This is a genomic window from Thauera sp. K11 (genome assembly GCF_002354895.1).
In the GTDB taxonomy this organism is placed as follows: Bacteria; Pseudomonadota; Gammaproteobacteria; order Burkholderiales; family Rhodocyclaceae; genus Thauera; species Thauera sinica.
This window is the reverse complement of record NZ_CP023440.1, coordinates 84,903-97,511: the sequence shown is the minus strand read 5'-3', so window position 1 is coordinate 97,511 and position 12,609 is coordinate 84,903. Positions and strand designations below refer to the sequence as shown.

The window sequence follows — 12,609 nt, the reverse complement described above, 5'->3', positions numbered from 1 at the left end:
CTCAACCCGATGATCGATGCGCTGCTCGATCTCAAGGACGCCCAGGAGCGGATGGCCTGGAGAAAGGCTGGCTCATCCTGAGACCGTACTGTCCTCGAAAGCAGGCCGCTTCGGCACTGCGCGACAACGCCGTCCCGCCACACAGACGCGCGAGGCATCGACCACCTCGTCGGCGACGCGTTGTCCTCGCGTTCGCCGGCAGTCTCGCGCAACGCCGAAACCTACCCGGTTGCGGCATGGAGATTGGATTCCTGCGTTGGGCGGGAATGTTTCATCTGAAGAACTTCCCCATCTCCTCGATGCTGCGCCGGCGCTCCGCCTGTACATAGATCGAGGTGGTCTGCAGGCTTGCGTGCCCCATGACGCGTTGCAGCACATCGAGCGGCAGCGCGTGTGCGGCGGCGAGGGTGCCGAAGGTGTGCCGAAAGGCGTGCGGGCCGGCGCGCTTCAATAGCGCGCGCTCCGAGTCGTCGAGCGTGAGCCGCGTATCTGCCGCGATCCGCGTCAGCCCCGTCTTCAGGCACCGGTAGAGCCCGTCGGGCGAAAAACCGGCGCCGGGCGCATCGAGCTTGTCGAGGTGCTTGTCGCGGGCGGCCGGGGTCGAGGGGATGATGAGCGGCGAGAGCAGTGCGCCGGCGTGATCGGCCGCCGCAAAATCCTCCTCGCGGTCGGCCCAGTGCGCGGCGAGCGCTTCAATCGCCCGCACGGGCAGGAATACGGTGCGCCACTTCCGGCGCTTGCCCAGCACCTCCAGCTCCCACAGCGCGCCGGCCTGACCCGGCAGGGGCTTCAGGTGGCGGCGCTGCGCGCGGGCCGCTTCCTCGCGCCGGATGCCGGCGTGCCCGATCAGCAGCAGCGCCGCGCGCACGAGCCGCGCCTGGCGCCGCGCGTCCTCGTCGGGGCCCATCTCGCACGCCTCATCGAGGAGCCCGCCCTCGCGTGCGCACCGGGTCCAAAGATCTTCGGGCAACGCCTTGTCCAGGCGCAATGCCACCGAGCGCTGCTCCACGAGCGGCGCGCCCACGGCCACCCATGGATTGCCGCCGAGGTAACGCACATCGATGAGCCAGGCGAAAAACGTCTTCAGCACGGTGATCGCGTAGCGCTGGGATTCGGGTGAGAGTGGCCCGCCGAAGGGCCGCCAGTAGACGGTATGGCGGCCCGCCTTCTTGCCGCACCAGGCGGGATCGGGTGCGGCGAGGAACGTCTTGTAGGCTTCGCAATCGTCGACCAGCACGCTCGAGAGCGGTTTGTGCCGGGCGTAGAGGCACCACAGCAGAAACCGCTCGAGCTCCTTCTGGTAGGCGCGCTGTGTTTTCGCCTGGCCGCGGTACTTCACCAGGAAGGCCTGCACCGCCTCCAGGTCGTTGTCGGCAGCGATGAGGCTCAGGGCTGCGGCCCGATTGACCCCATGGCGGCCGTCGAGCTCGTGCGCGAGGGCCATGCGCTCGAGCGGCACGAGGATCGGCTCGTCCGGGCGCAGTACGATGGGCGGCTGAGCCCGGGTAGGAGCCACGGGCACGGCCAGGGGGCCGAGCGTTTTTTCGTGGTGGCGCAGCCAGCGCTCGAGCGCCGCGGCCTTGCCCGCCCCCAGCCGCGGGACGGGCCGCCACCAGCCAGGGCCGCGCACCTCGATCAGGTTCTTGAGCTCGCTCACCGCGCGCACGCCCTCATGCGCCAGATGCCGGCTGATGCGCGGTTTCAGCCACGCGGTGAGGGCATCGGTGGACTGCGGTTCGCGCGAGGCGAACTCGGCCGCATCGAACAGATAGCGCATCGCCACCGCACTCCAGCGCGCCGAGCGCCGCGCTTCGCGCAGCCCTTCTGCAAGACGCGGATTGGTGAGACTCGCCCGTTCGATGAGGTGATCGCGCATCAGCGCGAGGCGCGCCTCGAGCGCACCTGGCGCGGTGCAGCCGAGCGCCTCGAGATCGTCCTCGGTGTAATAGAGCGCGGCGAGGCGCTCCACCAGCAGCTTGTTCAGCCACCCACGCAGCGCCGCGAAGTCCGCCCGCGTGTAGCGCGGCAGCGCCCGTTCGACTACCGTGTTCTGCGCCATACCGCCTCCCGGAAACCGCCTTTTCCCGGATATTAGGTGAAAAATCCTTGCCTGATAATAAGAGTTATCAGGTAAGAAGCTCTGTGGACCGGGTGGAGCGGACCGGCGTCCTCTAACGGGTCGTCTCAGAAAACGGAAAAAATCGTACGCTAAGCCGTTCCTCAGCCCCACGATGCAAACAGCCCGCGCGAAGGCGGGCTGTCGATGATGCCGGTGAAAGCTGGGCGCTACCCGCAACACCCGCGCTGCGCCTGAATCGGCGGGCATTTCACCGAGCCGAAGGAACAGAACACGCAGCAGTCGCCGGGGTTGGGGCGCAGCAACGCCTTGCAGTTGCAGCACTCGTAGAAGAACTGGCAGGCGTCGGTCGGCATGGTTTCCTGCTGGGCATATCCACAGCGTGGGCACGTCAACACGGACTCCAGGACAATGGGACTCACGGCGCACCTTGCCCGGTGGCGCGGACGCTCAGACTTACCTTGCCCTTGCTGGCAAGGTGCGCAACAACATGAATTGCGCTTGCCTCGCTGATCTTGAGCTTGGTCGCCAGGGCCGTTGCATCTGCCGCGCCCTGGTCGTCCAGTGCCGCGAGCGCCTCACGTTCCAGGCTTTCCATCCACTCGCCGAACAGGGTGTGAAGTTCGGGCGTAGCAAGCGCGGCCATCGACGTTGTCTTGTGGATGGCCGCCAGGATTTCCGAGCACATTCCCATCATCTGCTGCATGGGGTTGCCGGCCTCGCCGCCGGGCTGACTTCCCATCTGCCCCATCATCTTCTGCATCATGTCCATGGGGCCTTCGCCGCCCGAGCCCATCTGAGCCATCATCTTTTTCATCTTAGGGTCGTCTCAGAAAACGGGAAAAAATCGTACGTTAAGACTCGTTGACCAGCCGCCGCAACGCAGCGCCGATCAACGTTCCTTCGCTTTTTGCGTCGTCACTGCTGGATGTTTTCTCCCCGCCGGATGGCATACGCACGCCTCGCCATGGGCGGCGGCCTCCAGTTCGTGCAGGATGCCGCAGTCCGCAGCCACGTGCCCGGCCCCGCAGCTCGCCCGCAACGCCACCAACTGATTCTCCAGGGCGTTCAGGGACTTCAACCGCGCCCGCACCCGTCCGAGATGCTCGTCGATCAGCCGGTTGATCTCACCGCAATCGGCCTCCGGGTGGGCGACGAAATCGAGCAGGTGCCTGATCTCCGCAAGCGACATGTCAAGCGCCCGACAGTGGCGGACGAAGCTCAGGCGTTCCAGGTGTGCCGCGCCGTAGGCGCGGTAGCCATTCGCTGCCCGGGCGGGCGGCGGCAGCAACCTCGCCTTCTCGTAGTAGCGAATCGTTTCGACATCGACGCCGGTCGCCTGGCCAAGTTCTCCGATCCGCATGACACCTCCTCGCACGATTGCTCATGCTAAGCCGTTGACCCCGGAGCGACTACAGGGTTTTCAATGTTGACACTGCCGCAGCGGGCAGGACTCAGGGAACCCTCGAAAGGAGCGCAAGATGAAACCATTGATCACGTTGGGATTGGCCGCGGCCCTCGCGATGCCGGCGCCGTCCCTCTTTGCCGCCGACCCGCCAGCCGGCGCGGGCGGGCAGACGAAACAGGAGGCCCCCGGCACGACGGACTTTGACAAGCAGATGGCGCAGGTGCAGGAGAACATGAGAGCGATGCAGGAGCAGATGGACAGGATCCGCCAGACGGAGGATCCCCAGGCGCGGCAGAAACTGCTCCAGGACCACTGGACCACGATGCAGAACAACATGCAGATGATGCACGGCATGTGGGCACCGGGGATGATGGGGTGTTGCGGCGGGGCGCCGATGATGGGCCAGGGCCGTATGGGCGGCCGCATGATGGGCGGGCCCATGTGGGGGGACTACCGGCGTCTGACGCCCGAGCAACTCAAGCAGCGCCAATTCATGATGGAGCAATACATGCCGATGCAGCAGATGATGATGGATCAAATGATGCAGCATCAGCAGTGGATGTCGCAGCAGCCGCAGCCGAAGTGAGCCGTCCCGGGGTGGTCACTTCGGTGTCATGCCCCGCGAGCGACCGTTGCATTCCTCGTGCAGGACCACCATGAAGCAATCCGTTTTCGTCATCACCCACATGGACTGCCCGACCGAGGAGGCGCTGATTAGGGTAAGTGGTTGACTCTGTGGTCACTACAGGGTTTTCAATGGCGTCAAGGAGCGTGATCATGAACAAAGTGACTGAAGATACCCAGCTCTGCAATGTCGGGGGTGCATGCGCGCAGGACGCGACGCCGTCGCAGGAGCTTTTGCCCGGCGCGGCGGCCGAGAATACGGTTTATCGCATTCCGGCAATGGATTGCGCTACCGAAGAGATGGAGATCAGGCAGGCGCTGTCGTCGGTCGTCGGGGTTCGCCGGCTTGGCTTCGCGCTGGGTACGCGCACGCTTATGATCACGGCCGGCGCGGCCGGGCAGCAACAGGCACAAGATGCAATACGTGCGGCGGGCTTCGAGATCAATCTCGTCGATGCGGGGCAGTCTGGCCAGACGTTGCAAGCCGAGTCCGCTGACGACGATCGGCGAATCGGAGCTGGGCTCGCGCGGCTGATGGGTGCCCTGATCTTGGCGGTGGGCGCTGAAGCATTGGCCTACCTTGCACCGGCAACCCTCCTGGTCAAGGTCGTGGGTATGGCCCTTGCTGCTGCGGCAATCGGCTTGTCGGGTTTGAGCGTTTATAAGAAGGGGCTCGTCGCGCTCAGTCGTGCTCGCCTGAACATCAATGCCCTGATGTCCGTCGCCGTCACGGGCGCATTCGTGATTGGCCAGTGGCCCGAGGCGGCCATGGTCATGGCGCTCTATGCCATCGCCGAGTTGATCGAGGCGCGCGCGGTCGACCAGGCACGCAATGCGATCACGAGCCTGATGGCCCTGGCCCCTGACGAAGCCGAGGTGAGGCAGGCGGACGGAAGTTGGGTGCGCGTCGCGGCGGCCTCGGTGCACCTGGAGGCCATCATTCGCGTGAAACCCGGCGAGCGTGTGCCACTTGATGGTGTCGTGACCGTCGGAAACAGTGCGATCAACCAGGCGCCGGTCACGGGCGAAAGTATTCCCGTCGACAAGCAACCCGGCGATCTCGTCTTTGCCGGGACGATCAATGAAACCGGGTTGCTCGAATGTCGCGTGACGGCCGTGGCGAGCAATACGACGCTGGCACGCATCATTCATGCTGTGGAAGAAGCACAGAGCACGCGGGCGCCCACGCAGCGATTCGTCGACCGTTTCGCGGCGATCTACACGCCCGCCATCTTCGTGATCGCGCTGGCGGTGGCGATCGTCGGACCATTGGGATTCGGCTGGCCATGGCTTGATGCGCTCTACAAGGCGCTGGTCCTGCTCGTCATCGCCTGTCCCTGCGCGCTGGTCATCTCCACACCGGTGACCGTCGTGAGCGGGCTCACCGCGGCTGCACGACGGGGCATTCTGATCAAGGGTGGAACGTACCTCGAGGATGCGCGCAAGATCAAGGCGATCGCGCTTGACAAGACCGGCACCGTGACCGAAGGCAAGCCACGCCTCGTGGCCTTCGACGCCATCGCCGCCGACCATACCGAGCAGCGAACCGGGAGCCTTGCCGCAAGCCTTGCCGCCCACTCGGACCATCCGGTCTCGAAAGCCATTGCGGCCGGGCTCGATCACCCGCTGGAGGCCGTCGACGAATTCAATGCCCTTGCGGGGCGCGGTGTTCAGGGGCGCGTCGGCGACGACGTCCATGCTCTGGGTAACCACCGTTTGATCGAAGATCGCGGCCAGTGCAGTGCTGAACTCGAGGCACGGCTGGCGGAGCACGAATCGCAAGGACGCACTGTCACGCTGCTGGCCTCGTCGACGAAGGTGCTGGGCCTGTTCGCGGTCGCGGACACGATCAAGGCATCGTCCCGGACTGCCATTGCCGAATTGCGTGCGCTGGGGGTCACCCCGGTGATGCTGACCGGCGACAATGAAGCGACCGCACGGTCGATTGCCGCGCAGGCCGGTATCGAGGATGCCCGCGGCAATCTACTGCCTGAAGACAAACTCGCTGCGATTCGCGACCTGCAGCGCCAATATGGTCCTACGGCAATGACAGGGGACGGCATTAACGATGCGCCGGCACTTGCTCAGGCCGACATGGGGATCGCCATGGGCGCGGCGGGCACCGATACGGCGATGGAGGCGGCTGACATCGTGATCATGAACGACGATCTGCGCCGTATCCCCGAGACGATCCGTTTGTCGCGGCGCACGCATTCGGTACTGTGGCAGAACATTACCCTGGCGCTCGGCATCAAGAGCGTTTTTCTGGTGCTCGCTCTTCTGGGGTCGGCCACGATGTGGATGGCCGTGTTTGCCGATATGGGCGCGAGCCTGCTCGTCGTGTTCAACGGCCTGCGCCTCTTGCGCCCGACCGAACGCACGGACTGAGGGACGGAACATCGGTGGAGGAGAAGTATCGTGCATGCGAGCAGCCGCTGCGAAACGGGCGCTGACCAACGCTACCGGTCGCTGTACGGAACCGAGAATCCGATCGTCGTCATTCCCTGAGAGGAACGAGCAAACGTCCGCCCCCCATGCATGCGCGCGATCGCGGCAACAATCGCAAGGCCCAAGCCATAGTTGTTATCCTCGCCATGCTTGCGCGCAGTATCGACCCGGTAGAAACGGTCAAAGAGGCGAGAAAGGTGCTCTTCGGCAATCTCGGGACCCGTATTGGTAACGGATAACGCGACTTCTCCCGGCGCCGCTTCGTGGATATCGACCTCGATCGTCGTGCCAGGTTGCGCGTATCGGGTGGCATTCGACAAAAGATTCGACAGCGCCTGCCGAACGAGACGACCATCGACGCACGCTACGGCATCGCCAATGATCCCGATCGTGAGCCGCGCCTCGAGCAGCGGGGCCTCATGGTACTCGGCGACTTCACGCGCAAGCGCGGCAAGACTGCTGATCGTGCGGGTGCGTGCCTTGACGCCCCGGTCCGCATTGGACAGGAACAGCATGTCGTGCACGAGACTCGAAAGACGGTGTAGCTCTTCGAGGTTTGAACCCATGATGTCGCGAAGCTCAGCCGCGTCACCTTTGCCCTTCAGCGCCAGTTCCGTCTGCCCTATCAGCGTCGTCAAGGGGGTTCGCAGTTCGTGTGCGACGTCTGCGTTGAAACCTTCCAATTGGATGTACGCTCCCTGCAAGCGTTCGAGCACGGCGTTGAACTGCTGAACCAGCGGCTGCACTTCCTCTGCCTGCGCGGCGCCGTCGAGCCGTTCTGCGAGCCGTTCGGGCACGAGACGCATCGCCTGTTGCGCCAGTTCGTTGACCGGCTCGAGCGCTCGACGCACCAGCCACGCTCCTCCCAATGAAATCGCGATCGTGCCTGTCAAGGCGCAGGCGGCCAGTGTCCATGCAAGTCCGCGCAGCAACTGATCGTCGGATGAAACGTCCAACGTCAGTTCTGCCTGCATCAGGGCGAAGGGATGTGTTGGAGAAGCGATCTCGAAGACCACCCGCTTCTCGTTTGCGAGCATGAGGAGGCCTCGATCATCGGCGCCGTAGACCCACTGGCCCGATGCGGAGCGCAGGCGCAAGCGCAGATCGGATCGACCGGCAAAAAAGTCGTCGAGCTTGTGACGCAAGATGGCCAGGTCGCCCGGGGTCGTAAGCTCTTCAACGAGATGTTCAATCACCTGACGATGTTGCTCGAGCGAAACCGCCTGCCGGGACGCCAGACTCAAGTGTGTGGCCACATACACGGCTGCGCAGACCAGACCCAAGCCGACGAGGGTCAGGAGGGCAAGCCCTCGCGAGAGCCACCGGCGCAGCGAACGAGGGGCCGCCGGTTTCATTCTTCCCGGCTTTCGAGCACGTAGCCCATCCCCCGGACCGTGTGCAGAAGCTTCCGGTCGAAGGGATCGTCCAGTTTCCCGCGCAGGCGGCGAACGGCGACTTCGACGACATTGGTATTGCTGTCGAAATTCATGTCCCAGACCTGCTCGGCCAGGACGGTGCGGGAGAGGACCTCCCCCTGCCGGCGCAGCAGCAACGTCAGTAGCGTGAACTCCTTGGCGGTCAGCTCCAGCCGCAGCCCGCCGCGGGTCGCCCTGCGGCGCATCAGGTCGAGTTCGAGGTCTTCGAGGCGAAGCATGTTGAGTTCCGCCGCGGGTGACGCGGAAAGGGCACCCCGGCGCATCAAGGCCTGCACCCGCGCGAGCAGTTCGGACAGCGCAAACGGTTTGCCGAGGTAATCGTCGGCGCCGTCCTGTAGCCCCCGTACCCGGTCTTCGATCCTGTCGCGCGCCGTCAGCATGAGGACCGGAACCTGATTACTCTTGCGCAGTTCGTTCAGGACGCCGAAGCCGTCGACGACCGGCAGCATGACATCCAGCAGGATCAGATCGTATTGCCCTTCGCGGGCGAAGTGCAGTCCGGTGGCCCCGTCATTGGCGACATCGACAACGTAGCTGCTCTCCGACAAGGCCTTGCGAAGATAGTCGGCAAGCTTGGGCTCGTCTTCAATCACCAGGACTTTCATGATCGAATTATGTCAAGAACCGGCTGAGCCGGACATTACAAAAACGTAATGCGGCAGTTCGCAAATTGACGAAGCGGCCTTCGTATAGTCGATTCATGCCTTCACCCTCAAGGCATCGGCAGGCCCAAACCGGTCTGGCGTCACGGATGATTCGACAGGAGTTCCATCATGGTCGCTCGCATACTCACTTCCACTGCGCTCATCGCCAGCCTTCTGGTCGCCCCCACCGTCTCGTACGCGGACGTCTGGCATCGCACGACGACCGAGGTGGGCTGGACGTTTCATCCCGACCATGGTGAAAGCACCAAGACCCGCGCTGACGTGATGCGCGAGCTTGCGCAGGCCAAGGCAGACGGAAGTTACGAATCTTTCCTGCGTGATCTGCCGATGCCGGATACGAACGCGGGCCCCGGCAAAACGCGAGAGCAGGTCCTGCAGGAACTCAAGAACGTGACGCCTGCCGAGCGCGCTTACATGGAGGAACTCTATGGCGCGAACTGAGCCTCCAGTTCGCGCCACGGATTGATGCCACCCCATTTCCAACCCTGAGACCTCCTGTAGAATCGGTGCGTGCGCAAGCTTCTGATCGTCCTCCTCGTGTTTTTTCTGCCGCTGCAGTGGAGCACCGCGGCCGTGGCGGCATTTTGCTCGCACGAAGGCGGTTCCCTGAAGCGCGCTCATCTGGGTCATCACACGCACGATCATGCGGACCGTGACGGCACCGAGCGCTCGGATCACGGGACGAGCAAGGCGTGTGACGCCAGTTGCAGCGCCGATCACGACCACAGCCATAGCCCGCACGCCCTGTTTGCCGCCACGCACAGTCTCGAGGTCTTCCCGGACCGCTCGGGCGACAGTCCCTATCGCTCCCCGCTGTCCGAGCCGCCGCCGGACAACCTCCTTCGCCCGCCCGCATCCCTCCTCGTCTGATTCCGCCGACGAGTTCGGGTTTCATGGATCCACGCATCGGTTGAGCACCGGTCGCGTGGCCGCCCTCGTCGGTTTCCTTTTGATCCGTCTCGCCGGGCGCATTGCCCGAGCGAGCCTGACGCCGTCCAGACGAGGACTCAATGACGAAGATCGACCCTTCGCGCGGCATCGGCCTGTGCGTCGCACTGTGCTTTCCCCTCATGACGTGGGCGCAGAACCCGCCCACTTCCGCGCCGGCCGCGCCAGCGCCAGCATGGCGTTCGCAGCCGGCAGCCGGCGACGCGGCAGTGAGTGGCACCCTGTCGCTAGGCCAAGCGCTCGCGCTGGCCCACGCGCAGAACCCGGAACTGGCCGCATCGCGGCTCGAGGTGGAGGCGATGGCCGGCGCGAGCCAGCAAGCGCACAGCCGCCCCAACCCCGAAATCGCCTACCTGCTTGAGGACACCCAGCGTCAGACGCGGACGACGACGCTCCAGCTCAACCAGACGATCGAGCTGGGCGGCAAACGCGCGGCGCGCATGCTGGCGGCCGAGCGCGGCCACGACATCGCCGCCGAGGAACTCACGGCAAGGCGACTCGCGATCCGCGCGTCCGTCACCTCCGCGTATTACGACGCGCTGACCGCACAGGAGCGCGTGCGCCTGGCCGAGCAGGCCATGGAGCTTGCCCAGCGGGCAAGCCGGGCCGCCGGCCAGCGCGTCAAGGCCGGCAAGGTGGCGCCCATCGAGGAGACCAAGGCCCACGTTGCGCAAGCGGGCGTACAGGTCGAACTGAGTCAGGCGCGCAGTGAGTGGGTCGGTGCGCAGGCGCGGCTGGCGGCCTTGCTCGGCGAGCCCGGCGGCCTGTCGTGGAGGCTGGACGCCCAGCTCGATGCGTTGCCCGCGGTCCCGTCGATGGCCGATCTCGAGCGCTCGCTCGACAACGCGCCGGCCCTGCGCCGCGCCCGACTGGAGATCGACCGACGGCAGGCGCTGACGGAACTCGAGAAGGCGCGCCGAATCCCGGACATCACCGTCAGCCTGGGGGCGAAGCGGTCTGAAGAGTTGGGGCGCAACCAGGCCATCGTCGGCCTGTCCGTCCCGCTGCCGATCTTCGATACGAATCGGGGCAACCTGCTCGAGGCGCTCAAGCGCGAGGAGAAGGCTCGGGAAGGACTCTCCGCCAGCCAGTTGCAGGTGTCGGCCGAAGCGCGGGAGACCCGTGCGCGCCTGGCGTCGCTACGCCAGGAAGCCCAGCTCTTCGCCGAGCAGGTGCTGCCCGGCGCCCAAAGTGCCTACGACGCGGCGGCGAAGGGCTTCGAACTGGGGAAGTTCAGCTTCCTCGAAGCGCTCGATGCGCAGCGCACGCTGCTGCAGGCCCGCAGCCAGTACCTGCGCACCCTGGCCGATACCCACCGCGCCCGCGCGGACCTCGACCGGCTGCTCGGCCTCGACGAATCAACCGAAACCCCGCTCGCGCCGGCAACGGTCCGGCGCACTGGAGAGTGAAATGGCAGAAACCAAACCGAAGAACACACACTGGGCGATCGTCGCCGTGCTCGTCGTCGGGCTCGCGTTGGGTGCAGCGATTCTTGCGACCGATGGCAACAAGGCCGTCACTGACGAACATGGGCATGCCGCCCACCCGGAGGCGCCCGGGCACGCCGAGGAGGAGCATCACGGTCAGGCCAAGTCGACCGACCACGCCGACGATGCCTCGCATGCCGATGAAGAGCACCACGAGGCCGCCGCCGAACCGGCCAAAGGTCCACACGGCGGCAAGCTGCTCACCGATGGCCGCTACGGCATCGAGGTGACGATCTTCGAAACCGGGGCGGAACCTCAATTCCGGCTCTACACGTACTGGGAGGGCAAGCCGCTCGATGTCGCGCAGAGCCAGATCCAGCTCGTCCTCGAGCGGTTGGGACAGTCGCCGCAACGTTTCAGCTTCATCAAGGAAGGGGACTACCTCAAGGGCGATGCGGTCGTGGCCGAGCCGCACTCCTTTGCGGTCAAGGTACAGGCGGACTACGAAGGAAAACGCTACCAGCTCGGCTACGAACAGGTCGAGGCCCGCGTCACCATGACCGATGCACAGCTCCAGGGCGCCGGAATCGAGCTCGCCGAAGCGGGGCCGGCCACGATCGGAACAGCGCTCGAGTTACTGGGAGAGGTGCGCTACAACAGTGATCGTACCGTGCAGGTCGTCCCGCGGCTGGCCGGCCTGGTGGAGTCGGTGGCGGTCAGCGCAGGCGAACGTGTGCGCAAGGGACAGGTGCTCGCCGTGCTGAGCAGTCAATTGCTCGCCGACCAGCGTACCGAATTGTTGGCCGCGCAGCGTCGTCTCGCACTCGCGCGGACCACCTACGAGCGTGAAAGGACGTTGTGGCAGGAGAAGATCTCGCCCGAGCAGGACATGCTGCAGGCGCGCACCGTCATGCAGGAAGGCGAGATTGCCGTACAGAGCGCACAACAGAAGCTCGCCACTCTGGGCAGCGTTGCTTCGGGCGGCAGCGCACTCACGCGCTATGAGCTTCGCTCCCCGATCGACGGGGTCGTGACCGACAAACGCCTGTCGGTCGGCGAGGCGGTCAAGGAGGACGCCGCGGTCTTCACCGTCTCGGACCTGTCGTCGGTATGGGTGGAGGCGCCGGTGTCCGCGCAGGATCTGGGTGCGCTCGCCGCAGGCCAGACGGTAACGATCCGCGCCAGCGCCTTCGACGCGTCGGCGCCGGGCAGGGTCACCTTCATCAGCCCGCTGATCGGCGAGCAGTCCCGTACTGGCATCGCCCGCATCGTGGTGCAGAACCCCTCCGGTGTCTGGCGACCGGGATTGCCGGTGTCCGTCACCGTCGTCGCCGCGGAAACGAAGGTGCCGGTCGCGGTCGCGGTGGACGCCGTCCAGGATCTGCGCGACTGGAAGGTGGTATTCGGCCGCTACGGCGACGCCTTCGAAGCGCGCCCGCTCGAACTGGGTCGCAGCGACGGCCGACACGTGGAGGTGCTGGCAGGCCTGCAGGCGGGCGAGCGCTACGCGGCGAAGAACAGCTATGTCATCAAGGCGGAGCTCGGCAAGGCCGGCGCCAGCCACGACCACTGACCG

12 protein-coding genes are annotated in these 12,609 nt (G+C 65.2%); 6 read left to right on the top strand and 6 right to left on the bottom strand.

Annotated elements, in window-relative coordinates; all coding sequences use genetic code 11:
- Positions 1-271: 271 nt before the first annotated feature.
- The 4 genes from CCZ27_RS22945 to cadR all read right to left on the bottom strand — a co-directional run bounded on the left by CCZ27_RS22945 (position 272) and on the right by cadR (position 3,440).
- Positions 272-2,059, bottom strand: a complete 1,788-nt coding sequence (locus CCZ27_RS22945; protein WP_096453059.1) for a site-specific integrase — start codon at positions 2,057-2,059, stop codon at positions 272-274.
- Between the two features lie 227 nt (positions 2,060-2,286).
- The gene (locus tag CCZ27_RS22940) at positions 2,287-2,499 is read right to left on the bottom strand and encodes a GDCCVxC domain-containing (seleno)protein (protein ID WP_034928676.1); all 213 of its coding nucleotides are present in this window, start codon (positions 2,497-2,499) and stop codon (positions 2,287-2,289) included.
- A complete protein-coding gene (locus CCZ27_RS22935; RefSeq protein WP_034928677.1) occupies positions 2,496-2,894 on the bottom strand; it encodes a hypothetical protein in 399 nt (132 codons plus the stop codon). The genes CCZ27_RS22940 and CCZ27_RS22935 overlap by 4 nt, the downstream gene beginning before the upstream one ends.
- Before the next feature lie 75 nt (positions 2,895-2,969).
- Positions 2,970-3,440, bottom strand: a complete 471-nt coding sequence (gene cadR, locus CCZ27_RS22930) for a Cd(II)/Pb(II)-responsive transcriptional regulator (RefSeq protein ID WP_043743675.1) — start codon at positions 3,438-3,440, stop codon at positions 2,970-2,972.
- A 118-nt stretch (positions 3,441-3,558) separates the two neighbouring features.
- Between cadR and CCZ27_RS22925 the strand changes: the two genes are divergently transcribed.
- Both CCZ27_RS22925 and CCZ27_RS22920 read left to right on the top strand, forming a co-directional pair.
- Complete coding sequence (locus CCZ27_RS22925) at positions 3,559-4,071, top strand: hypothetical protein (RefSeq protein ID WP_034928684.1); 513 nt, start codon at positions 3,559-3,561, stop codon at positions 4,069-4,071.
- A gap of 191 nt (positions 4,072-4,262) precedes the next feature.
- Positions 4,263-6,497 carry a heavy metal translocating P-type ATPase gene (locus CCZ27_RS22920; protein WP_211164110.1) on the top strand — a complete coding sequence of 745 codons (2,235 nt, stop codon included), beginning with the start codon at positions 4,263-4,265 and terminating at the stop codon, positions 6,495-6,497.
- Between the two features lie 71 nt (positions 6,498-6,568).
- On the opposite strand, the gene CCZ27_RS22915 is transcribed toward CCZ27_RS22920, so the two are convergent.
- Both CCZ27_RS22915 and CCZ27_RS22910 read right to left on the bottom strand, forming a co-directional pair.
- Positions 6,569-7,912 carry a heavy metal sensor histidine kinase gene (locus CCZ27_RS22915; RefSeq protein ID WP_096453057.1) on the bottom strand — a complete coding sequence of 448 codons (1,344 nt, stop codon included), beginning with the start codon at positions 7,910-7,912 and terminating at the stop codon, positions 6,569-6,571.
- Positions 7,909-8,598 carry a heavy metal response regulator transcription factor gene (locus CCZ27_RS22910; protein WP_034928687.1) on the bottom strand — a complete coding sequence of 230 codons (690 nt, stop codon included), beginning with the start codon at positions 8,596-8,598 and terminating at the stop codon, positions 7,909-7,911. The genes CCZ27_RS22915 and CCZ27_RS22910 overlap by 4 nt, the downstream gene beginning before the upstream one ends.
- Positions 8,599-8,766: 168 nt before the next feature.
- Here CCZ27_RS22910 and CCZ27_RS22905 point away from each other — a divergent pair, with 168 nt between their 5' ends.
- The 4 genes from CCZ27_RS22905 (at position 8,767) to CCZ27_RS22890 (ending at position 12,606) form a co-directional block, all read left to right on the top strand.
- Positions 8,767-9,099, top strand: a complete 333-nt coding sequence (locus CCZ27_RS22905; protein WP_034928689.1) for a DUF4148 domain-containing protein — start codon at positions 8,767-8,769, stop codon at positions 9,097-9,099.
- Positions 9,100-9,168: 69 nt separating this feature from the next.
- Positions 9,169-9,528 carry a hypothetical protein gene (locus CCZ27_RS22900; protein WP_034928692.1) on the top strand — a complete coding sequence of 120 codons (360 nt, stop codon included), beginning with the start codon at positions 9,169-9,171 and terminating at the stop codon, positions 9,526-9,528.
- Positions 9,529-9,668: 140 nt separating this feature from the next.
- Positions 9,669-11,015: a TolC family protein gene (locus CCZ27_RS22895; protein WP_228111558.1), complete on the top strand. Its 1,347-nt coding sequence runs from the start codon at positions 9,669-9,671 to the stop codon at positions 11,013-11,015.
- Position 11,016: 1 nt separating this feature from the next.
- Positions 11,017-12,606: an efflux RND transporter periplasmic adaptor subunit gene (locus tag CCZ27_RS22890; protein ID WP_034928694.1), complete on the top strand. Its 1,590-nt coding sequence runs from the start codon at positions 11,017-11,019 to the stop codon at positions 12,604-12,606.
- Positions 12,607-12,609: the final 3 nt, after the last annotated feature.